Origin of the sequence: Streptococcus suis (assembly GCA_002831545.1) — a bacterium.
Taxonomy (GTDB): Bacteria; Bacillota; Bacilli; order Lactobacillales; family Streptococcaceae; genus Streptococcus; species Streptococcus suis_P.
In genome coordinates, this window is record CP025095.1 from 1,481,144 (window position 1) to 1,505,888 (window position 24,745).

General features: G+C 41.4%; 16 protein-coding genes. 2 read left to right on the forward strand and 14 right to left on the reverse strand.

The genetic code is table 11. The features are described 5' to 3' along the window. Positions 1–46: 46 nt before the first annotated feature. The 6 genes from CWM22_07330 to CWM22_07355 all read right to left on the reverse strand — a co-directional run bounded on the left by CWM22_07330 (position 47) and on the right by CWM22_07355 (position 13,669). Positions 47–8,602 carry a hypothetical protein gene (locus tag CWM22_07330; protein ID AUC91711.1) on the reverse strand — a complete coding sequence of 2,852 codons (8,556 nt, stop codon included), beginning with the start codon at positions 8,600–8,602 and terminating at the stop codon, positions 47–49. A 402-nt stretch (positions 8,603–9,004) separates the two neighbouring features. Beyond that, positions 9,005–9,169: a hypothetical protein gene (locus tag CWM22_07335; protein ID AUC91712.1), complete on the reverse strand. Its 165-nt coding sequence runs from the start codon at positions 9,167–9,169 to the stop codon at positions 9,005–9,007. Positions 9,170–9,540: 371 nt separating this feature from the next. After that, complete coding sequence (obgE, locus tag CWM22_07340) at positions 9,541–10,854, reverse strand: GTPase ObgE (GenBank protein ID AUC91713.1); 1,314 nt, start codon at positions 10,852–10,854, stop codon at positions 9,541–9,543. 202 nt (positions 10,855–11,056) lie between these two features. Then, complete coding sequence (locus CWM22_07345; GenBank protein ID AUC91714.1) at positions 11,057–11,185, reverse strand: DUF4044 domain-containing protein; 129 nt, start codon at positions 11,183–11,185, stop codon at positions 11,057–11,059. A gap of 171 nt (positions 11,186–11,356) precedes the next feature. Further along, positions 11,357–11,740, reverse strand: a complete 384-nt coding sequence (locus CWM22_07350) for a hypothetical protein (GenBank protein AUC91715.1) — start codon at positions 11,738–11,740, stop codon at positions 11,357–11,359. A 159-nt stretch (positions 11,741–11,899) separates the two neighbouring features. Then, complete coding sequence (locus CWM22_07355) at positions 11,900–13,669, reverse strand: excinuclease ABC subunit C (GenBank protein AUC91716.1); 1,770 nt, start codon at positions 13,667–13,669, stop codon at positions 11,900–11,902. A gap of 201 nt (positions 13,670–13,870) precedes the next feature. Between CWM22_07355 and CWM22_07360 the strand changes: the two genes are divergently transcribed. Both CWM22_07360 and CWM22_07365 read left to right on the forward strand, forming a co-directional pair. Beyond that, entirely contained in the window at positions 13,871–14,614 is a 744-nt protein-coding gene (locus CWM22_07360) for an ABC transporter ATP-binding protein (GenBank protein ID AUC91717.1), read from the forward strand. Next, complete coding sequence (locus CWM22_07365) at positions 14,611–16,221, forward strand: permease (protein AUC91718.1); 1,611 nt, start codon at positions 14,611–14,613, stop codon at positions 16,219–16,221. The genes CWM22_07360 and CWM22_07365 overlap by 4 nt, the downstream gene beginning before the upstream one ends. Before the next feature lie 27 nt (positions 16,222–16,248). Here CWM22_07365 and CWM22_07370 read toward each other — a convergent pair whose 3' ends face one another. From CWM22_07370 to CWM22_07405, 8 genes are all read right to left on the reverse strand, one after another. After that, the gene (locus tag CWM22_07370; protein AUC91719.1) at positions 16,249–16,692 is read right to left on the reverse strand and encodes a VOC family protein; all 444 of its coding nucleotides are present in this window, start codon (positions 16,690–16,692) and stop codon (positions 16,249–16,251) included. Between the two features lie 88 nt (positions 16,693–16,780). Continuing rightward, on the reverse strand, positions 16,781–17,536 hold the full coding sequence (locus tag CWM22_07375; protein ID AUC91720.1) for a D-alanyl-D-alanine carboxypeptidase: 756 nt from the start codon (positions 17,534–17,536) through the stop codon (positions 16,781–16,783). Positions 17,537–17,875: 339 nt separating this feature from the next. Then, positions 17,876–18,127 (reverse strand): holin, encoded by a 252-nt coding sequence (locus CWM22_07380; protein AUC91721.1) that lies wholly within the window; start codon positions 18,125–18,127, stop codon positions 17,876–17,878. A 241-nt stretch (positions 18,128–18,368) separates the two neighbouring features. Then, a complete protein-coding gene (locus CWM22_07385; GenBank protein ID AUC91722.1) occupies positions 18,369–19,133 on the reverse strand; it encodes a CPBP family intramembrane metalloprotease in 765 nt (254 codons plus the stop codon). Between the two features lie 78 nt (positions 19,134–19,211). Beyond that, positions 19,212–19,895, reverse strand: coding sequence for a noncanonical pyrimidine nucleotidase, YjjG family (locus CWM22_07390; GenBank protein ID AUC91723.1), 684 nt, complete (start codon positions 19,893–19,895; stop codon positions 19,212–19,214). A 326-nt stretch (positions 19,896–20,221) separates the two neighbouring features. Then, a complete protein-coding gene (locus CWM22_07395; protein ID AUC91724.1) occupies positions 20,222–20,608 on the reverse strand; it encodes a hypothetical protein in 387 nt (128 codons plus the stop codon). A gap of 2 nt (positions 20,609–20,610) precedes the next feature. After that, positions 20,611–22,890 (reverse strand): DNA helicase PcrA, encoded by a 2,280-nt coding sequence (gene pcrA, locus CWM22_07400; protein AUC91725.1) that lies wholly within the window; start codon positions 22,888–22,890, stop codon positions 20,611–20,613. A gap of 590 nt (positions 22,891–23,480) precedes the next feature. Continuing rightward, on the reverse strand, positions 23,481–24,692 hold the full coding sequence (locus tag CWM22_07405; GenBank protein AUC91726.1) for a Fic family protein: 1,212 nt from the start codon (positions 24,690–24,692) through the stop codon (positions 23,481–23,483). Between the last annotated feature and the right edge of the window lie 53 nt (positions 24,693–24,745).

A 24,745-nucleotide genomic window follows, 5' to 3' on the forward strand; every position in this document is an offset into this window, starting at 1 on the left:
TCCTTTTATTATTTTACCTGAATAGGAATTAGGAAAAATAATTTAATTAGTCTTCGTTGCGACGACGTTTGCCTGCAAGAGCGATTGCGGCAACCAGCATCGCTGCACCAAGGACGCCAGCTGAAGATGAAGCTTCGCCAGTATTTGGCAATTGAGCCGCACCAGCTTTAGCAGTTGTTGGAGCTACAGGAGCCTGTGGTTTTGGTGCAACAGGGTTGCTTGCCTTACGGTAAACATGATATGTATTACCATCACCATCAGTATATGTCTTACCTGTAAACTCGTATCCTGGGATTGACTTGTTCGGTGTTGTACCTTCCTCTTGCGGTGCAATTGGGTTACCGTCTTCGTCAACGTGGTTTGTTACAACCTTAGTTACCTTACGGTAGATATGTGTTGTGTTACCGTCTGGATCTGTTACAGTCTTACCTGTGAACTCGTATCCTGGGATTGACTTGTTCGGTGTTGTACCCTCTTCTTGCGGTGCAATTGGGTTACCGTCTTCGTCAACGTGGTTTGTTACAACTTTAGTTACCTTACGGTAGATGTGTGTTGTGTTACCGTCTGGATCTGTTACAGTCTTACCTGTGAACTCGTATCCTGGGATTGACTTGTTAGGTGTTGTACCCTCTTCTTGCGGTGCAATTGGGTTACCGTCTTCGTCAACGTGGTTTGTTACAACCTTCTTAGCAGGTGTTTCTACTTTACGGTAAACGTATGTTACTTCAGTAGTCTTACCACCTACAACAGTACCAGTTTCTGAACCTTCCACACGAACAAGCTCATAAGTTGTACCATCTTCTGTAGTGATAGTGTTTGGCTTGTTATCAGTTGTGTCATAAGACTTACCTGCTGGAGCGTCTGTTTCGTCGTTAACAGGTGTCTTAAGCACATTGCCATTTTCATCCACATAGTTCACCACAACGTTACCATTTTGAACGTAAGGGACTGGTGTGTCAACGCCAGAATCATCTGGTGTTGGTGGTACATAACCCTTACCTGGATCTGTTGGATCAACTGGTTTCAATGGTTCGTTGGTCTTAGGATCTACTGGTGTGTAGCCTGGAACGTTTGGAATCACTGTATCTGGAGTTGGTGTTACTGGTACATCTGGGTTGTTTGGATCAAACGGATATGGAACTTTTGGTTCTTCTCCTGCTGGTACACCTGGAATTTGTGGGATCCAGTTAGCGACTTTCTTATACACATAAGTGATCTCAATTGTCTTACCGCCTTCAACTGTACCTGTTTCAGAACCAATTGTCTTAGACGGAATCAAGACATAACGTGAACCATCTTCTGTAACAATCTCAACTGGCTTGTTGTCAGTTGTGTCATAAGACTTACCTGCTGGAGCGTCTGTTTCGTCGTTAACAGGTGTCTTAAGCACATTGCCATTTTCATCCACGTAGTTCACCACAACGTTACCATTTTGAACGTAAGGGATTGGTGTGTCAACGCCAGTTTCGTCTGGTGTTGGTGGCACATAACCCTTGCTTGGATCTGTTGGATCAACTGGTTTCAGTGGCTCGTTTGTCTTAGGATCTACTGGTGTGTAGCCTGGAACATGTGGAATGGATGGAACTTCACCATTTGTACCTGGTGTTGTTGGATCAATTGGCTTATCTGGGTTAGTTGGGTCGAATGGATATGGAACTTTTGGTTCTTCTCCTGCTGGTACACCTGGAATTTGTGGGATCCAGTTAGCGACTTTCTTATACACATAAGTGATCTCAATTGTCTTACCACCTTCAACTGTACCGTTTTCTGAACCAACTGTCTTAGACGGAATCAAGACATAACGTGAACCATCTTCTGTAACAATCTCAACTGGCTTGTTATCAGTTGTGTCATAAGACTTACCTGCTGGAGCGTCTGTTTCGTCGTTAACAGGTGTCTTAATTACTGTACCATCTTCGGTCACGTAGTTCACCACAACGTTACCATTTTGAACGTAAGGGATTGGTGTGTCAACGCCAGAATCATCTGGTGTTGGTGGTACATAACCCTTACCTGGATCTGTTGGATCAACTGGTTTCAATGGTTCGTTGGTCTTAGGATCTACTGGTGTGTAGCCTGGAACGTTTGGAATGGATGGAACTTCACCATCTGGGTAAGGTGTTGTTGGATCAATTGGCTTATCTGGGGTAGTTGGATCGAATGGATATGGAACTTTTGGTTCTTCTCCTGCTGGTACACCTGGAATTTGTGGGATCCAGTTAGCGACTTTCTTATACACATAAGTGATCTCAATTGTCTTACCACCTTCAACTGTACCGTTTTCTGTACCAATTGTCTTAGACGGAATCAAGACATAACGTGAACCATCTTCTGTAACAATCTCTGTTGGTTTGTTATCTGTTGTGTCATAAGACGTACCTGCTGGAGCGTCTGTTTCGTCGTTAACAGGTGTCTTAAGCACATTGCCATTTTCATCCACGTAGTTCACCACAACGTTACCATTTTGAACGTAAGGGACTGGTGTGTCAACGCCAGAATCATCTGGTGTTGGTGGTACATAACCCTTACCTGGATCTGTTGGATCAACTGGTTTCAATGGTTCGTTGGTCTTAGGATCTACTGGTGTGAAGCCTGGAACATGTGGAATTGATGGAACTTCACCATTTGTACCTGGTGTTGTTGGATCAATTGGCTTATCTGGGTTAGTTGGGTCGAATGGATATGGAACTTTTGGTTCTTGTCCTTCAGGAACACCTGGAATTTGTGGAACCCAGTTCGCAACTTTTTTATACACATAAGTGATTTCTGTTGTCTTACCACCTTCAACTGTACCGTTTTCTGTACCAATTGTCTTAGACGGAATCAAGACATAACGTGAACCATCTTCTGTAACAATCTCAACTGGTTTGTTATCTGTTGTGTCATAAGACTTACCTGCTGGAGCATCTGTTTCGTCTTTAACAGGTGCCTTAATTACTGTACCATCTTCGGTCACGTAGTTCACCACAACGTTACCATTTTGAACGTAAGGGATTGGTGTATCAACACCAGTTTCGTCTGGTGTTGGTGGCACATAACCCTTGCTTGGATCTGTTGAATCAACTGGTTTCAGTGGCTCGTTTGTCTTAGGATCTACTGGTGTGTAGCCTGGAACATGTGGAATGGATGGAACTTCACCATCTGGGTAAGGTGTTGTTGGATCAATTGGCTTATCTGGGTTAGTTGGATCGAATGGATATGGAACTTTTGGTTCTTGTCCTTCTGGAACACCTGGAATTTGTGGAACCCAGTTCGCAACTTTCTTATACACATAAGTGATTTCTGTTGTCTTACCACCTTCAACTGTACCATTTTCTGTACCAATTGTCTTAGACGGAATCAAGACATAACGTGAACCATCTTCTGTAACGATTTCTGTTGGCTTGTTATCAGTTGTGTCGTATGGACTATCTGGTTTTGCGTTTGTTTCGTCATTAACAGGTGTCTTGATGACTGTACCATCTTCTGTAATGTAGTTAACAACAACGTTACCAGCTTTTTCATACACATAAGTAACTTCTGTTGTACCTTCTACAACCTTACCTGTTTCGTTTGAGCCAGCCTGAACTTCTTTGTAGTAGTATACATCGCCAGTTGCATCTTCAACGATTTTCTCTGGTTTGTTGTCAGTTGTGTCGTAAGCTGTACCTGTTGAAGTTGTCTTCGTATCCACTACTTGAGGAGCAATTACTTTACCATCAGTATTTACGTAGTTAACAACAACATCACCCTTCACTTCTTCGTACACATAAGTTACTTCCGTTACGCCTGGAACAACGTCACCTGTTTCAGAACCTTGAGTCATTTTAGGAACCAACTTGAATGTGCGACCATCTTTAGTTGTGATTGTTGCTGGTTTCACATCTGTTGTATCGTACTCTGTACCTGTTGAAGCTTCTGGTGTATCTACTACTTGTGCTTGTAATTCTTCACCTGTTGTTGAGATGTAATTTACAACAACTGAACCTTTCACTTCTTTGTAGACATATGTAACTTCTTTAGTTACACCAGCTTCTACAGTACCAGTTTCATCACCAACTGTAGATGCTGGAACCAACTCATAAGTTTTACCGTCATCAGTAGTGATGGTTGTTGGGCGTAGGTCACTTGTATCGTAAGTCGAACCTGGTTTACCGTTCACAGTATCATCAACCGTACTTGCTGTTACTGTACCGGCATTGGTTACACCTGAAATTGGAGTGCCGTCTGTCGCAATGTAATGAACAATAACGTCACCAGCTTGTTCATAGACATACTGTACAGTGGTAGTCGTTGTTGCGACTTTACCAGTTGTTGGTGCAGAGCTGTCTTTGACTTCTTTGTAGTAGTAGACTTTACCATCTTCAGTGACGATAGTCTCTGGACGGTGATCTTCGTCTGTGTTGTAGTCTGTTCCGACAGACTTGCCAGCTTCGTCTACGACTGTTTTGGCAATTTGGTTACCCTCTGTATCGTAGTACTCAACTACAACGTCACCTTTCACTTCTTGGTAAACGTAAGTGATTTCTTTCGTTGTACCAGCTTCAACTGTACCAGTCGTAGCATCGATACCTGTTGCTTTACCGTTACCAACTGCTGTCAAGTTGTTGTCACCTGAAACTGTACCTACATTGTAAGTATTTGCCGGAGCAAGGCGGTAAAGTTTGCCATCTACTGAGATGCTAGCCAGTTTGTTATCAAGAACAGTGTCATAGCCAGAACCTGGTTTACCATCTGTCACGTCTGCAACTGGATCTTTAAGAACATTACCTTCTGTATCGACATAGTTAACATTAACGCTACCAGCTTTTTGGTAGATGTATGTAACTTCAGTTGTACCTTCTACAACCTTACCTGTTTCAGGAGCCGAGCCTGCTTTGACTTCATCTTTTGGCAAGATGTAGTAAACATCGCCAGTTTCGTCATTAACGATTTTTTCTGGTTTGTTATCTTTAGTATCGTAGTATGTACCTGTGTCAGTGATAACTTGGTCTGTTACATCGTCTGCAATTGTGTTACCTTCAGTATCAACATAATGAACGATAACATCACCTTGAAGTAACTCATAGACATAAGTTACGGTTGTAGTGCCTTCGACAACTTTACCCGTTTCGTTTGCTGGGATAGCTGCTGGAACGAGTTTGTAAATCTTACCATCTGTTGTGGTGATTGTGTTTGGACGGAGGTTTTGGGTATTGTAGTCGGTACCTGTTGATGTCTCTGGTGTGTGCTCTACGCTGCTTTCTGTAACGTTTCCTGCGTCTGTTGTACCAGCGATTGGGTTACCTTCGGTATCAACGTAATTCACCACAACGTTACCTTTGACTTCTTTGTAGACGTAAGTAACTTCCTTAGTCTTACCTGCTTCAACGGTACCTGTTTCCTCACCTTTAGTTGATGCTTCGACTAGCGCATAGGTCTTACCATCTGCTGTGGTGATGGTTTTTGGCTTGAGGTCTTTGGTGTCATAAGTCTCACCTGGTTTACCGTTTGTCGTATCATTTACAGTAGCTGCTGTAGTGGCACCTGTATCAGTGGTTCCTGAAAGTTCTGTGCCGTCTTCAGTAACGTAGTGAACGATAACGTTACCTGCTTGTTGGTAAACGTAGGTGATTTCTTTGGTCACGTTGCTTTCGATGTCGCCTGAGACAGCATCGATACCTGTTGCAGTGTTGTTACCGATAGCTGTCAAGTTACCGTCATCACCGACTGTACCAACATCATAAGTCCCCTTAGGAACGAGGTAGTACACCTCACCAGTAGCGGTTTCAATCTTATCACGTTTTTGGTCAGTTGTGCTGTAGGTATCTCCTGGCTTACCGTTTTCAACATCGATGACTTTGCTACTGATGGCATTACCTTTAGTATCTACATAGTTAACGTTTACGTTACCAGCTTTTTCATAGACATAGGTCAACTCTTTAAGGGTATCTTGTTCGATGGTACCTGTGACCTCATCGATCTTCACGATCGCACGTTTTTCACTATCAGTGTTTGCTGATGGTGGGACCAGGTTGCTGGTTGTAAGGTCGATCTCTTTGTAGTAGTAAACCTCACCCTTATAGGTAATCTTTTCTGGTTTGATCTCTGTCGTATCTAGGTTATAGTCTGTCCCTGTATCGGCATGGTTAGTCACAAGGTTTTCATCCTTGATCTCGTTACCATCCTCATCAACGTAGAATACCTTAACCCCACCTTTTTCAGCGTAGTAGTAAACTTGGTCGTTTCGGTTAACTAGGTTAGAGTTGGGAAGTGAGATCCTAGCCCCTGAGAAGTTGATCGGTTGTCCATCTGCATCGTTGATGTTGTTGCCATCACTATCAGCCAACATGTAACTTGTTTCTGAATTTGGATCAAGGCTGGCTTTTGGCTCACCACTAAACGGTCCTAAAGTATAACCAATGGTATCCGTTATCTCAACAACTTGTTTTCCTTCAGAGTTACGGACCCGTCTTTGGAACTTGTATTTGGTTGATGTGTAGCTATAGCCTGCTTCACCTGTAATGGCGTGGTTTTCAGTGTTTAAACCGCCTGGTTCAATCGGTTTCGTAACGAAGGTAATCAAGAAATCATCGTTAACGGTGTTGAGTTGAGCCATTGTCGACTTACGTAAAACGCTGAGCGCTGCTTCTTTTTCATCATCTGTAGTCGACTTATCATCGTTAATCGCTTTTTCCTGCTCTGCAAAGGCATCGATGATATCAATACGTTCTGACAAACGTAGGATGGTAGCAGCATTTTCTACAAACTCTGCTCGTGTCATCGCCTTATACTTTTCATAGTTAGCTAGGAAGTCTGGGTGGTCAGGGTTAATCGCATAAGTTATGAGACGAGATGTCCCGTCTGTTTTTGTGGTGATGATCCCTTTTTGTGCCTTAGTGCTAGGGTTATAACGTATCTCTGCACCACCGATAACATAGGAACTCGCCAAGGTCCCTGAGACAATCGTTGGTTTTTCTATCAACTCATAGTCAGCAAAGACCGCTTCACCAGATGTGGTAAAGTTATCACCTGCAAGGTCAGAGGTCTGGACATAGCGAGCCAGTTCTTCTTCAACACGAATCGCTGTCCCTGCTACCTTATACAGCGTGTTTTGGCGTGGGGCAAAGGTTGGTGCGGGTCCTGTGAATGTGGTATACTCCCCTCTATCTGATCCCATGGCGTTAAAGACGATTGACATATCCCCGCCATCACCAACACCAGCAGCTACATTTAGCGAGCGTGTGATTGCCGTTTCACCTGTCTTATGGTTTTTCATTTCAAGCTCGGTGACAAGCATGGTGAATTTGAATTTTCCTGTAGATTTTGGATCTATATAGGTAGCGTTTAGAATAGCATCAAATTCTTGACCAACACCATTTGTCGTTAGCACCTTGCTGTCGATAATCTGGTTGGTTGTTTTATCGATCAGGTAAGCGTAGGTATCTGTACCGTCTGATGAGTTACGGTTAACAGAAAAAGCGATATAGTAGTTTAGTCCTGTGCGTCGATTGAAAGAACCAGCATTGTAATCATTAGCAGGTTGCGTAGCATCCATCGAGTTAGACAGTTCCAAAATCAAAAAGGTCATACGACCTGTTGTCGGATCTCCGATATAGCCATCTGGGAAGATCTGTGGTGCTGGTGTCAGACGAGCGGCTTCTGCGGCTTCTTCTTTGTTTAGAACAGTTGCATACTCTGACCAGTAACCTTGGATACCGTTACCGTTATCCATGTTTGTGATAGTTGGTGTATCAGGGAGTGTCGCGCTTCTATCAGAGCGTGAGCTTAGGGTTCCTAGCGCTGCGCTGAAGTCTTGCGCCGTCTTATCTGTCACTGCTTTTTGCTCAGCGATAGCGTTTAGCGCAGCCAGGTCAGCTTCTGCTGTTGTGTCGATGCTAACTGTTGCTGTTGGCGCTACGGTATCTGTGTTAGTCGTAGCTGTGCTTTGGCTAGGCTCTTGTGTCGCTGTAGCCGTTTGCGCTGGTGTTGTGCGCGTTGACGCAGCTGTTTGGGCTTTGCTAGCTTCTGGTGTTGTCGGTGCAGAAGTGAGCGATTCTGTTGTTGTCGTTGTTGTGCTAGCTTCTGTTGATTTAGCAGTTGCTGTTTCTGTTGAAGCTGTTGTAGTAGTTTCAGAAGTTGCCGCTTTTTCTTCAGCTTTCTTCACAACTTTAACAGTAACAATATTTACACCGTTTTCGGTCACTTCCTGAGAAACTGTAGCTGACTGACCTGATGCTAATTCATATCCTTCTGGTACTACTGCTGTGACAGATACCGTTGCTTTTGCAATTGTTTCTGTGGTAGTAACTGAAACTGTTTCTACTGAAGCGTTCACAAGTGTACCATCTTCAGTAGCGTACTTAACAATATAACCGATTTCAACTGTACGTTCAGAACTTGATGAAGTCGCTGTTTCTGTTGAAGTTTCTGATGTCGTTGATTCTGTAGCACTTGTGGATGAAGCTACGGACGTAGACTCTGGAGTTGTAACTGTCTCTGCAGCTTGAACAACCTGTGTCCCAGTACCAAGTGCAATCGACATCCCAAGTAAGACACTAGCAGCACCAAAGTGGTATTTACGAATTGAGAAGTGCTGTTTCAATCCGTACCAGTCAAAAGATTTTCTTCTAGAATGATGCATTATTATCCTCCTGTATTCTATGCATAGCTAAAAATAAGATAGGTAACTAAAAATGCTTTCAGATTACATCTCCCTCATTTTACTATTAGCTAACCATTTTTAGCTTCTATAAGCATTATACCCTACCCCCCCCCCCAGATTTTCAAGTAAAATCTTCCATTTTCCGCAACATACGCGAAAAGACGCATGTAACTTTTTTCTAGTTGCATGCCCATTCTGATATTGTGGATTGGTTACCTACAGGTCAATGGTCCTGACGCGAGTCCTATCTTACTCTCTATAGGCGTGGATCACAATTGTGCCACTTGGTCATTGAGTATAAGATTACTACAGCACAAACAATCATATTTTTAAAATTCTTAATAAAAACCTGCTAGTCTTTTGAAACTAACAGATCTCTAATTATTCATTTTCCGATTTTCTTGCCAAACGCTCTCTCTCCAAACGTAATTTTCGATTTGGATTAAGTGTATTAAAAAGTTCTTCTAATTTCTCAGCATTCCATACATCGGCTGCTGAGACAAAATTTCCATCCTTATCCTTGAAGGATATTGGTTTATCGCCCATATAAACCTCCAAATTTCCATTATTACTTATTTTTTTACTCGCACAAGTTCAAGGCGACCAGCTGATACAGTCTAGCCCCAGACTACCATACTCTCGAGTTTCTAACTAACTTATCAGACAAGTTACGACATGGAGTACAGGCAGTCGATACCACTGCCTGTGCGGAATTAGTAAGGTTGGTAGGTAGTCCGCCATAACGGCTACCGTATCACATCAAGTCCTTTAGGACTTAGATGCGATTCCAAAGTTACGACACGGAGCCCAAATGGTCGATACTACCATTTGGGTGAAGTTAGTAAGGTAGCTAGCCAAGGTCCCCTAGGACTTGGCGTAGTTTGACTAGCAAGTTAACTTGCAGTCAAACTGCTACGTTAATCCACAAACTCGAATTCGAACTTGCCGATGCGAACTGTATCGCCGTCTTTGGCTCCGCGGGCACGGAGGGCTTCATCGACACCCATGCCACGCAACTGGCGAGCAAATTTCATAACAGATTCGTCACGATCAAAGTTAGTCATGGTGAAGAGTTTTTCTAGTTTGTCACCAGATAGAACCCAGCTTGCGTCATCTGCACGGCTGATGTCAAATTCTGGATCATCTGGGTTAAAGCCATAGTAAGCCTCCTCTTCTTGGAAATCTGATTCCTCGTAGAGCAAGAATTCAGGCGTTTTCTCTAGCAACTCAGCTGTGGCTGCCAAAAGATTTTCCAAACCTTGGTGAGCAATCCCTGAGATTGGGAAAATCTGTGGCAGTTCGTCAAACTCGTCGTAGTTGGCTGCTAATTTCTTCTTGAACTCTTCCAGATTTTCTGCCGCTTCTGGCATATCCATTTTGTTGGCAACGATAATCTGAGGACGCTCCATGAGGCGAAGATTGTAGGTTTCCAATTCATTGTTGATGGCTACGTAATCTTCATAAGGATCACGACCTTCACTTGCTGACATGTCCAAAACATGCAAGATAACACGTGTCCGCTCGATGTGACGAAGGAATTGCGTTCCCAATCCAACACCTTGACTAGCACCCTCAATCAAACCTGGTAGATCTGCCACAGCAAATGACTCGCCAGATTTGGTCCGAACCATTCCCAAATTTGGCACAATGGTTGTAAAATGGTAGGCACCAATTTTAGGTTTAGCTGCTGTAATAACACTGAGAAGCGTTGATTTTCCAACTGATGGGAAACCTACAAGACCTACATCGGCCAACACTTTCAATTCTAATTCAAGATTGCGCTCCTCACCTGGTTCTCCATTTTCAGAAATCTCAGGAGCTGGATTCTTAGGTGTCGCAAAGCGAATATTTCCACGACCACCACGACCACCGTGGGCAATGACAAATTCTTGACCATTTTCAACCAAGTCGGTGATGACCTTGCCAGTATCCGCATCACGAACAGTTGTCCCCTGTGGTACTCGAACAATCAGGTCTTCCGCACCACGACCATGCATGCCCTTGGTCATCCCTTTTTCGCCATCGTCAGCTTTAAAACGACGGTTGTAACGAAAGTCCATGAGAGTACGCAAGCCTTCATCTACAACAAAAACAACGTCTCCGCCACGGCCACCATCACCGCCCCAAGGACCGCCATTAGGTACATACTTTTCACGGCGGAAGGCGACCATCCCATCGCCTCCCTTACCTGCCTTGACCTTAATCTTGGCAGTATCTAAAAACATACTCATAATTTACCCTATTCTTTCCTAGAAAAAAACGCTTAAAAGCGTTTTAGACCTGTATTCACAAGCGAAGTGCTATATATAAGAAATCGTTTTTAGCCAATCAAGGTAGTTTTTTCAAAATACTGACTGTATTTTGAAAAAAACTAACGATGAGTGCTTAAAAACTAGCCTTAGTATAGAAGTGCTGAACAGTGAATACAGATTCTTAATTCATCAATGCATTAATGGCTGGTAAAATCAAGCCAGCTAATGTCGCGACAACCATCACGACAACAATTACTAAAGTTACTTTTTCAAATGTTGTTTTCTTGTGTTTTTCTTCGCCGAACGCCATTGCTTTCTCCTTAATCAGTCATTGATAATTCATTTTACCATAAATTAGTAGAGCTTTCAAATCTCATCTCTACCTACCAGAAGCCAAGATTTACCAGATTATCTTAAAAGGACTGCTTTCCAGCTTTTGACTAGAAAGACAGTCCTCGTTCTTTTCAGAAATATTAGACAATTAACCAGATACCAAACGTTTTACTTTTAATCCAACTCCAACAAGCATAAGCAAACCACAAATGTAATAAGCAACAGGCAATTCGATTATACGACTCCAGAATTCTTCTCCTAGAGCCAGAATGGGTAAGCAATAAAAATACAATGTAACCATAAAAGTCATGATAAAAATAATCAGCTGAATATTTTTATTAGCTTGATAATTAATGAAAAAGAAAGCTAAAAAGATTAGAATAGAGGACAAGGAAAACAAGTTTTGGCTGAAATACCGCCAACCTGACACAAGGAAAACAGAATAACTTTCACTGTCCGTAGTATATGCAAACGGCAGTAGCATACACAATATGAACAATAGTCCCACTGCATGAGTGATATATCTTTGCATAACCTTTACCTAACTCTCTATTTATTAGCATCATTGTATTAGTAATAAATTGTAGCTTATCAAGCACTTTATGTGTATATTATAATATATATCACCGAGATTATAAAGTATCTCGATGTATTTTTATAAGATTTTTGGATATTATTACACCGTTTGGTTTTACTTCAACTTCTCCTTAACCTTCTCCGCCACCTTATACGGCACACCAGCTTCTGCGATTTCCTGCAAACTTGCTGACCGGATATTGCCAATGGACTTGAAATGCTTCATCAAAGCCTGTTTGCGTTTTGGTCCCAAGCCTTCTATGCCGTCCAATTTTGATGAGAAGGAATTTTTTGACCGAACCTGACGATGAAACTCAATAGCAAAGCGGTGAACCTCATCTTGAATCCGATGCAGGAGGAAAAATTCCTGTGAATTGCGAGGCAACTCAACTACTTCCAGCGGATTACCAAAGAGCAATTCGTGGGTCTGGTGCTTGTCATTCTTCTGCAAACCTGCAATGGGAATGGACATGCCCAACTCCTGCTCAATCACCTGTTTGGCGACATTGACCTGTCCCTGACCACCGTCAATGATAATCAAATCAGGCGGTATCAAACCGTCCCGCAGTACCCGACTGTACCGCCGCTGCAAAACTTCTCGCATGGAAGCATAGTCATCCGGTCCCTCCACCGTCTTAATCTTATACTTGCGGTATTCTTTTTTATTAGGCACCCCATTTTCAAAGACCACCATGGCCGACACAGGACTGGTCCCCATGATGTTGGAGTTATCGAAAGCCTCAATCCGCACAGGCGTCGGAATCCCCAAAAGCTGACCGGTATTCTCCACCGCACCGTAGGTCTTCTCCAGATTTTTCTCCAAAAGATTAAACTTCTGCTCCAGACTAACACGCGCATTCTTGGTTGCTAGATTGATGAGCTGCTTCTTCTCGCCACGCTGGGGCTTGATGACCTTGGTATCTACCAGAGCTTCTACGGCTTCTTGGTCAATATCCTGCGGTATCAAGACCTCTGAGGGAATCAAATGTTGCTGGTCCCTGTAAAACTGACCGATGTAGGTCAAAAAGTCTTCGACCGCATCATTATAGTATGGAAATAGATTGACATTCCGCTCAATCAGTTTCCCCTGGCGAACAAAGAAAACCTGCACACACATCCAGCCCTTGTCCACATAGTAGCCAAAGACATCTCGATTTTGCAAGTCATGAGCCATGACCCGTTGCTTGGTCCGCAGGGTTGAAATGGATTGCAGGACATCACGATATTCCGCAGCCTTTTCAAATTCCAAATTGCCAGCAGCCACTTTCATCTTTTCCTGCACTTCCTTGACAATCTTATCATCATGACCTGTCAGGAACTGGGCAACTTCCTTAGCCATCTTGTCATAGTCAGACAGGCTGGGCATGTTTTCTCCATGGGCCAGACATTGCCCCAAATGATAATAAAGACAATACTTGTTCTCAGGCAATTTACACTTGCGGAAAGGATAGAGGCGTTCCAGCAATTTGAGGGTCTGGTTGGCCGCACCCACATCTGGATAGGGACCAAAATACTGACCACCATCCTTCTTAATCTGCCGTGTAATCATCAACCGTGGATGACGTTCCTTGGTAATCTTGATGAAGGGATAGGACTTATCGTCCTTGAGCATGATGTTATAACGAGGCTTGTTTTCCTGAATCAGATTGATTTCCAACAAGAGCGCCTCGATATTAGAATCCGTTACGATAAATTCAAAGTCCGCAATCTCCGACACTAGGGCCTCTGTCTTGGTATCATGGGCGCCACGAAAATAAGACCGCACCCGATTACGCAGGTTTTTGGCCTTACCCACATAGATAATCTTTCCGTACTTGTTTTTATGGAGGTAGCAACCCGGACTGTCCGGAAGCAGCTCCAACTTGTGCTTGATTAAATCGTTCATAGGTCTATTATAGCAGATTTTTCTTCAATCATTAACTTGTGAAATTCTAAACATTTTTTCTAAAAAACTATTGCTTTTGTACTAAGGTAGCAGTATAATAAATGTAATTAATTGTATATATTATTCGAAGGACATTTGGAATACGGCTTGGACTACCTAGAAAGCCCCTACTTTTAGTTCACGAATAACAAGGAGGTTACTATGATACAATTTGACCATATCACAAAAACATACGGCGAAACAATCGCACTTGATGACCTAAATTTGACAATTGAAAGTGGCGAGATTTTCGGTTTAATTGGTCACAATGGGGCAGGAAAAACAACGACAATCAGTCTATTGACTTCGATAATCGAAGCCAGTTATGGAACTATCTCTGTTGATGGTTTAAACCTAGAGGAGAACCGCGATGAAGTCAAGAAACGGATAGCCTATGTTCCAGATTCGCCAGACATCTTCCTACACTTAACAGCATTTGAATACTGGCACTTTATGGGTAAGGTCTATGGTGTACAAAAGGATACAGTTGATGACCGTATCGCTAAACTATCTAGTCTATTTGATATGACAGCGCGCCAGCATGAGCCTATTGATAGTTTTTCACACGGTATGCGTCAGAAAACCATTATTATTGGTGCATTGATCCCTAACCCTGATATTTGGATTTTGGATGAACCCCTAACTGGACTGGATCCTCAGGCTTCTTTCGACCTAAAACAAATGATGAAAGAACATGCTCAATCTGGTCACACCGTTCTATTTTCTACACACGTCCTTTCAGTAGCCGAACAACTCTGTGACCGCATTGCTATTCTCCGAAAAGGGAAACTCATTTTCGTAGGAAGTCTAGATGAACTCAAATCACAGTATCCAGATAAAGATTTGGAGACCATCTATTTGGAATTAGCTGGACGCCAACAAGTGAAGGCAGGTGAGGAAGTATGAGTAAATCCATCATTTGGGAACTAGTAAAGATTAATATTCTTTATTCCAATCCTCAACTTCTAGCTTCCGTCAAGAAAAAACAAAGTAAGCGCAAAGACGCCTCCTTTTCAGCCTATAAAAGTGTCCTCTTGCAACAAGTATTTATGGTTTTGAGTTTCGGACTTCTCTATTCTGTCTTTTTCATGGGAGTAGATTATAGTCAGTCTATCGGTTTCTTTTCTCTGCAACTAGCGCTCTTTACCATTATTGCCATTGTCTACGGTTTTACAGGTTTCTTCTCCGTTTTCTACGATAGTAAGGATACAAAGTTGTATTTAGCACTTCCCCTGAAGCCACAAGAAGTCTTCCTCGCTAAAATCCTCTCTGCACAAGGAATGGTCCTACCCTTCCTCATGCCGTGTCTGTCTTTACTTCTAATCACTTACTGGCAAATTGGCGGTCCGCTCCTCGCCTTAGCTTCCATTCCTTCCTTTTTGATTCTCTGGATTTTAGTTAATTTAGTCAATCTGATTATCATGCACTTTGTTGGGGAAGTTCTGACAAAAAGCCCTCGTAAAACATTGATTTCTACAATCCTGATGACAGGTTCTTCCTTGCTGGCTTTTGCTGCGCTCATGTTCCTGCAATCCCAGCAGACCGTTTCACTCGAATCCGGTGGCTTTGTTGATTTTCCTATCATACCTATATTTGCTGGATTCCATTACTTGGTCAGCCACACTATATCACTAGAGACACTCCTTCATTTTGGACTTCCTTTCATTTTGATGTTTGGACTTATTACGTTTGCGTTTAAAACTGTCATTCCCAACTACTTTAATCAAGTTTTGGCGATTGAAAATGCTTCGACAAAACGGACCAATAATGCTAAGTCTGGCAAGATTCCTAGCAATCTCAATCAGGCTTTAGTGAAACACCACCTATCTACTCTTAAAGATAGCAACCTCATGGTCCAAACCATGATACAACCAATCATCATGGGGGTGGCACTTTTTCCAAGTTTTAGCCGTTTCACGGAGAATGGTGGTCTAAGTTCAGTTGAATGGGATTTCTTTGGTATTGCTCTATTAGCTGGATTCTTGCTTGGCAGTCTATTTGCTGGTTCTACAACCTTCATCGGAGTAGCCATGTCATTGGAAAAGGAAAATTATCATTTCATTCGAACACTTCCTATAAGTTTCAAAAAATTTATCATCCAAAAATTCTGGGTATTGGCTGCCGTGCAATTTGCACTACCAACTCTACTTTACTTTGCTTTGGCTCTAGGTTTCATGAAAGTCAAACTCATTCTAGCAGTCTTCTTTACAGTCGGCATCATCATTTCAGCCCTGCTAACTGGTCAGATTTATTACTGGCGTGACCAACGACTCCTCATGCTCAACTGGCAAAATAGTAACCAGTTATTTGGTCGCGGAGCGGGTCAATGGTTGATTGCTGGATCGATCATAGGAACAATGTTTCTCGGAGCCATTATTCTAGTTGTCAGCATCATATTAGCTGGCACTATTGGTGCAGCTTATGTAAGCTCAGCCTTGATGACCTTACTATTTGTTCTATCTGCTACTCTTCAACTTTATATCTACAAAGCTTATTGGCAAAAACTAAAATAGATTGGACAAGGCCTTGTCCAATCTATTTTAGTTTTCTGCGTAATATTCCTGACCGTAGCCTTCTACTTCAGCATTGATTTGCCAAGAGATACCAAACTTGTCTGTTACATTACCATAGGCAGGAGACCAAGGAACTGCTTGAAGTTCCATATTGATAGCAGTTGCATCTACAGATAACTTGCTGTATAGTTCCTGCGCTGTCTCAGCATCGTCTGTGATAAGCGCAACTGTAATATTGTCACCTACTGTATAAGGCATTTCTGGGTTGTTGTCTGACAACATAAAACGTTGACCATTCAAACGAAACTGTGCATTCATCACGTAATTTTCTAGTTCAGCAGGGCAGTCTGGTAAGAAATCTTTAAATAGATTTACTTGCTCAACTGTTGCCCCAAGAGCATTTTTATAAAACTCGATGGCTTCCAAACCATTACCATTAGTAACCAAGTATACTTCCATTGCTTTAAGCATGATGGACCTCCAAAATTATGATGATTTATTATATCACGAGTTAGTTATACGGACAAATTTTTTGACTTATTTCTGACTAAATGTAAAATTAGTAATCTCCACCTGGTACACCAAAATATTCTTCCAAGGTCAAGCCTGAATTGTAAATATCTGTCGCTTCTTGACCAATATATCGCACATGCCAGGATTCTGCCATATAGCCTGTGCTAGACTCTTTTCCTGGAAGATAGCGGACAATAAAGCCATATAGATGTGCATTCGTAGCCAACCACTGAGAAGCATTGGGTTCTTCTAATAAATTACCACTTGTATCCAATAAATCAAAGGCTAATCCTGTCTGATGTTCACTATATCCAGCTCTTGCAGAATACCTATCTGCCGCTGCTTGTCCTTCCTGATTTACATAAGACTGGTAGAGACTTGCCTGAGTTTCATAGGAACGAAACCCACTATAGTTATTGGAGACACCAAATCCTAGCGCCTGCATATCTGCTATTAATCGTTGAAAAGCTGCTAAGGCTTCAGGATTTTCGCCCGGTGCATAATCAGCTGCAAGCGGATGCTTTTTATTTGCGATAATCACTTCGCCATATTTTCCTTGTACACTATAATAGGAACCGTTAAAATTTACCTGAGTCTCTGTACTTGTTACTTCTTGATTCGTTTCCGCCGATGTAGAGCTGCTTGTTGACTGCTCCGAAGTTGTTGAAGCAGACTGACTTGAAGTAGTCGAAACAACTGTTGACGAATTCTTGGTAGTATTGGCCTGATTTGTATTTTGATGACATGCTGCTAGTAACAGTATTGTCGGCAAGCATAACAGAATAGTACGTTTCATTATCATCACCCCGTTCTCTTATAATTATGTCTATTGTAGCACAATCATAAAACTCCGTCTAATGATGGCTTATGATTTTAACTACTATTGATATTTTTAGTGTTCATTGAATTTCTCTCGATTCTTTTCCTTTAAAATAGTGGCATCCACGATAACATACATGTCATAAATAGAAACGGGAGCCTTTCGACTGGTGGACATATATGATGTTAAATAATCGTATTCACAAGTAAAGTGATTTATATACAAAATAGTTTTTTAGGAAATACTGACTATATTTTAAAAAATCCGTCTTAGCTAGAGATACTGAAACTAGATACCTCATCAGTAGTTTCTAAACAAACATTATTGTTGATTTTTAGATGACATACCGTTTTTTACGATGTCTTCTACCTTCACATCCGTTTTATTATTTAGCACTCCTAAAAATACAAGAATACTAAGGATGATACAAATCGTCTGCTCGATTTGGTTTAAGGTACGACTACATTCAATATTAAAATAACAAAATAGGACATTATCAACGAGCATCAATACCAACGAAATAAGTCCAATCCAAAACATATGTTTTTTTAAACGATTCTTTATTTGTTTCATATCTATACTCCTTTTTGATGTATAAAAATGCATTTCAACATAAATAAACCGTTAATTCAAAAAATATGGGATAAAAAATATGATAAAGCAATCGAAATTTGACTGAACAGATTAAATATATCAGCACAATAAAACGGGTGATGATACCGAGTTGATAGAAACTACATATCATCATCCGTTTGTCAGCTGTAGGGAGAAAGAAATTTTATCCGATTAGCTTGATGTCCGTTCTTCTCATTGTTTACCCTGCAATAAACAATGAGAAGAAACTTGTACCAACCATATCCGCAAGAGCATGCCCTAAGAAATATGGTAATAAATTATCATTTTTCCTTGTGTACATGTAGTAATAGAAAAGGCCGAAGGCTACACCAATAACAAGAGCAGATACCATTCCTTGATAGGTATGGAAAGATATACGGACAATTGTTGAAAAGAGTAAGACCAGCGAACGCTTTTTCTTATCTGTACTCAACAATAAGCCTAAGAAAAAGAACTCTTCATAGAAACCATTAAACAAGGAATAGATAACTGTGCTGTAGTCAACGGCTAGAAAACGGTTGAGCACTGTCATGATATTCCAGTCATAATAAGGCAAGTATCCAAGGTAATTATATCCACCAGATAGACCAGGAATATAAGAAAAAGCTGTAAATGCCAAATCGCTAATCAGGCCCGCACCGATGAAAATCAGTGGTCCCCAGAGTAGAACGGTCCATTCTAATTTTACTTTTAGCTGCTTGAAATCATAATTCCGAATCAATAAATACACCAGGGCAAACAGGAATAATTTCCCTTGATTGGCTAGAGCCCACCAATTATCGGCTGGACTAAACGATAGAACTCCTGTTTCAACGGTTTCTGTTGCGGAAAATGATGCTATCCATTGCATGGTTGAGGTATAAATAGCATTACCACATAAAATCGTTGTGATAATAAACAAATCTATCCAAGTGAGTTCTTTTAGGGGCTTGGTTGGACGAATACGTCTCAGTAAGCTTTTCACTTTTTCCTCCTTATATTTTTGTACATATTCTTTCTGTATAATTATATACTAAAATCCTTATAAGTTTCTTAAAATATCTTATAACAAATCTAATAATTCTTGATAGCTATGAATGGTATAGGTTGGAACTGCCTTACTATTGTTTATCATATGAGTCGGATTGTACCAAACAGTATCCATACCCGCATTATTGCCACCTTGAATATCTGCTGTCAAACTGTCTCCAATCATTAAGGCTTGGTCAAACTGAAAACCTGCAATCTGCTCTGCTATTTTTTCATAAAAATCAACCGCAGGCTTTTGCGTCCCCATCTGCTCAGAAATAAATACTTCTTTAAAATACGATTGAATCGGTGAGTGAAGCAAGCGATTTTCCTGTATATAGGTCACGCCGTTGGTCGCTGCATAAATCTGGTAGCCTCGGTGTGTCAATTCCTGCAAAAGCTTATCTGCACCTGTAAAAATTTGTCCCTGCCGCCCAATAAATTCTTGGTAGCGCAAGGCCATCTCCCTTCCATCAACTTGCCGACCAAAGTGGGCAAAGGTCCGTGAAAAGCGAGTGTTTATTAGCTCTTTCTTTGTAATGTTCCCTTTTTCCAAATCCTTCCACATGCCCTGGTTGAGCGGTCGATAAACTTCTTTAAAAGCTTGAATATCTTCAACCTCCATAGCTGTTAAAAACTGGGTTAAGGCTACTTCTTCTCCACGGCTAAAATCAAGAAGAGTATGGTCAAGATCAAAGAGTAAGTGTTTGTATTGCAAGATGATAGGTCCTTTCTAAGCAGAAACTACTGAAACGATGTCAGGCAGTATATCTAAAGTATACCACAGTTTCTAAAAAAATAGCTCCGTGTCCTAGGCTCTATTATACTGTTTTTCAGATTTCATACTCTTTAAAAATCAAAATGATCCGTTGTCAACTTGCCTCGCTGAGTGAAAAGCTCCTGTGGAGCTTTTTAGCCTGTTGCCTTGAAATAAGAAAGCAACAGAGTTCTATCATCGGCTTCGTTTCCTAGTCTACTTTTGATTTTCGAAGAGTATGAATAAAAAAATACAACGCATTTAATGCATTGTATTTTAATCACTATCTATATTTCCAGAAAATTAGCCACCGCTTCTTTTTTTCTAGAAATGGGTAACATACGATCACTAAGTCCACTCTGTAACAAGGGCCTATACTTCTTAATGTACTCCTTTTCTTTTTTTCTTCTGATTCCCATCGCTTCTTCAAGCTCTAGAATTTCAAACATTAAGATAAGGTTTTGATCACGAAGGGTTTCAGTGGTCATCACTAAATACTCTGGGTATTTTCTCAACTGATATAAATGTTGTGCACATCTTATCAGCATAGAAAATGATTCACCGATATACAAGACACACCGTTCACCATCAACTTTCTGAAGTGAAATTTGGTATACCCCTTCCTTGATGGCTTTTATAACATCATTTTGAAAAAATTGTACCTGAAGATTCATCCCTACTCTTCCTTACTTATCGGTGCTAAGCTTGCCAAGACTTTTTTGAGTCCCATTTCTGGGAAATTGATTTTGAGTTCTTGATTGCTGCCTGAACCTGATACTTCAAGGACTGTCCCACGTCCCCATTTCTTGTGGACTGCGATGTCACCAACTGACCAGTTGGTGCCTGAGCCAGACGATTTGTTACTTGATGCGAAGGGCATGCTACCTCCGAGCTTGGCAGATGGTTGTACGGATGCTTTTCGACTTTGCATGGCTTGTTGCAAACTCATGCCTTGTCCAAACTGTGTCGCTCTGCCATTGATATAGGAAGCCTTAAAGCTGATATTGGCAGGGCGGGCAAGACCTTGGTAGTCGAGGAGGTCGCTGGAAATCTCCCGAATGAAACGGCTAGGTTGGTTGTAATTGGTGCGACCAAAGAGCAGGCGGGAGTTGGCATTGGTCAGGTAGAGGATCTGCTCTGCCCGTGTGATACCCACATAGGCAAGTCGACGTTCTTCTTCCAATTCGTCCTCTTCTTCTGCTGCACGACTAAGTGGGAAGACATTTTCTTCCATGCCAATCAGGAAGACAACTGGAAATTCCAGACCTTTGGCTGCGTGGAGGGTCATAAGAGTCACTTCTGAAGATTCTGTATCGCCATCATCTGTATCAGCAATCAGTGCCAAATCAAGCAGGAAGCGTGTCAAGCGATCCAGACCTGTCTCTTCTTCCTCAGTATCCTTTTCGTCAAAGTTTTTGGTAACAGACAGGAATTCCTGGATGTTTTCAATGCGGGCATTTGCTTCCAGCGTATTTTGTGCTGCAAGGGCATCGATGTAGCCTGTTTGGTGCAATACTGCCTCGACTACTTGGGTAACCGTCAAATTGTCTAATTGATTGCGAAGATTATAGAGGAGATTGGCTAGGTCAAAGACTGCCTGTGCTGCCTTACCTTTAATCGGCGATAACATAATATCCTGAGAAGCTTCTAGCAAGGACATGCTGTGGCTGGTCGCAAAATCACGGAGTTTGTCAACCGTACCAGGTCCAACGCCACGTTTTGGCTCATTGACAATGCGTTCATAGGAAATATTATCCGATGGGTTAGCAATGATATTCAAATAAGAAATCACATCCCGGATTTCCTTACGGCTGTAGAACTTGGTGCCTCCAACCATGGTATAAGGGATATTAGATTTGAGCAGGGCTTCTTCAATGGTACGGGATTGGGCATTAGTCCGATAGAGTACAGCAAAGTCCTTATAAGCCTTGCCTTCTCGGTGCAACTGGTCAATCTGTCCTGCAACATAGATAGCTTCATCATTCTCATCTCTGGCACGATAGTAGGTAATCAAATCCCCTTGGGCGTTCTGTGTCCAGAGTTTCTTAGGACGGCGATTGCGGTTGTTTTCGATGACTTCATTAGCCGCCTGCAAGACGGTCTTGGTCGAACGATAGTTTTCCTCCAAGAGTACCACCTTGCTCTCTGGATAGTCCTTTTCAAAGTCCAGGATATTCTGCATATCCGCACCACGCCAGCCATAGATAGACTGGTCCGCATCCCCGACCACACAGATATTCTTGAAGCGTGATGCCAAGAGCTTGACCAATTGGTACTGGGCATGGTTGGTATCCTGATACTCATCGACATGGATGTACTGGAATTTCTGCTGGTAATAGGTCAGGACCTCTGGATTTTGGTCAAACAGGCGGAGCGTCAACATGATCAAATCATCAAAGTCAACGGCCTCTGACTGTCTTAGTTCCTTTTGATAAGCCGTGTAGCATTTAGCAACAATCTGCGTGTATAGGTCGCCTGCCTGGGCTTCAAATGCCTTGTCATCAATCAAGTCATTTTTGGCATTGGAAATGGTTCCTAGAATAGAACGCTCACTCCACTTTTTCGGATCTAAATTAAGATTTTTCAAAATCCGTTTCATAAGGGTGCGTTGCTCACCAGGGTCTACGATGGTAAAATTGCGATTATAACCAATATGGTCAGCATCCCGACGCAAAATCCGCACACACATGGAGTGGAAGGTAGCTATCAAACAATCTTGAGTGGCAGGATTGAGGGCGTAGGCCCGCTCCTTCATCTCACGCGCCGCTTTATTGGTAAAGGTAATGGCTAAGATATTCCAAGGATTGACCATTTTTTCATCAATCAAATAAGCGATGCGGTGGGTTAAGACTCGCGTCTTACCTGAACCAGCACCTGCCATAATCAAGAGCGGACCTTCCGTCGTCTGTACCGCTTCTGCCTGTCTGTCATTCATTCCGTTTAATAATGGGTTCATTTTCTCATACTTTCTTAGAACATGTATTACAAGTGGAGTGCTTTTAAATAAGAGATAGTTTTTCGCTAATCAAGATAGTTTTTTGAAGGAATACCAACTGTATCGTCATTTAGTTTTTCTTTTACTACTTCGACGTACGAGAAAACTTCGTTTCCCTATTTCCAACTTCAAACACTCCACTGGAGTGTTTGAACTCGCCTTGCCTGATTGAAACAGTCTGGGGGATACGAATAGTCCGGTGGACTATTCGTACCTGAGCCTGAAAACAAAAAAGCGAAGTACATCAGCTGGTCACCTAGAAACAAGAAAGCATTGAGTTATGCCTACGGCTGTTGATGCGAACTTTGTTCGCTTTATTTCCAACCTCCAACTATCTACCAGATAGTTGGAGCGAGTACTAAAAGTAAACTAAAAGACTATATTTTGAAAAAACTAACGATGAGTAGCTGAAAAACTAGCCTTAGATAGAAGTACTACACTGTGAATACAGGTTCGTTATAATCATTCTCTCCATTATACCAAAAAATCTCTCGATAGGCAGTTCAATGTGATAGGTGACGAGCAAAAAAGCCCAGCCGAGGCCGGTGCTATTAAATATCTTTTATCAAATTAGAACTAACTTCATAAATGACTGGGGATGATTTCACTTTTGTCACTAAGCCCATTCCTTCCAGTGTTTTCAGAGTAGAATCAATTCTCGTCCTTTTGTATTTTCCGCCGAATGCTTCCGTTAATTCCTTGTTGCTGACGCCAGTATGCAAAACATCAAAAAGCTTATCTTGGGAAAGTATAAACAACAATTCTTTTTGAGGTCCCGTCAGGTCTAGACCATCTATCAAGATCCACACTCTATCTAATTGTGACTTCAACTTGCCCAACTTAGTCTTCATGTTCTCTTGTGCATTTAAAATGATTTCTAGCATGGTCCCTACAAACGGGGTCAAATCACCTCTATTTTTAGGGTGAGAAGTAATTGAGAAACCCTCCTCATACTTACTCTTATTTTGCAAAACAGACTCCGACAGAGACAACCCTGTTAAAAAATCTAATTTTCTAGACAGATAGGATGACATTAGGAAACGCCCCATTCTACCATTTCCATCATAGAAGGGATGTACATACTCAAAAAAATAGTGCGTAATAATTGATTTGATAATAAGAGGAATCTCCGGATTGTTCATAAAAATGATTAACTTCGTTAAATCTTCATTAATCGAAAACTCCGAGGAATTTCCTTGGTGAACATAGGAATTTCCATCTCCGACATAAATCACTTTTTTTCTAAAAAGCTCTCCATCAGGCTTTTCATCTTCTGACATCTCATCTAAAAATAATTGATCATAAATATTTCTAAATTTAGACAAAGAATCTATTTTCTCAAATTCATTTTTCAAAATAGAATGGTACATCGAAACGATTCCAGAAAACCTTTTATTTTTATCTAGAGAGTTGTATGCCTCCTTTATTTCTTTACGAGTAGATTTGACTCCTTCCATATCATTGGTACTTTGGATTTCATCAATGATTTGCAAATAGAATAGCTTTTGCATCTGAACGCTTGATAAATCAAAATTAGAAAGAAGTTGGCTATTTTTATAAATCTTTTCAATATCCATGACATGGTTCGGAAGCAATACATAGAACAATTGGTGTTTATCTGCCAACCTTCTTTGTTCCCTCTTTGAAAAAGGATTGATTGTCAATCCTGTTTTTATGGTAGCTAGACTATCAAAGCGTTTTTGATATTCCGCTTCATAATTATCAAAATCAGAATAACTCACAATTTCTAGTCTTTTGTACATAAAAACACCTCTTTTTTTTTGAATTTCTAAAATTTTACCATTTTTAAAAATTA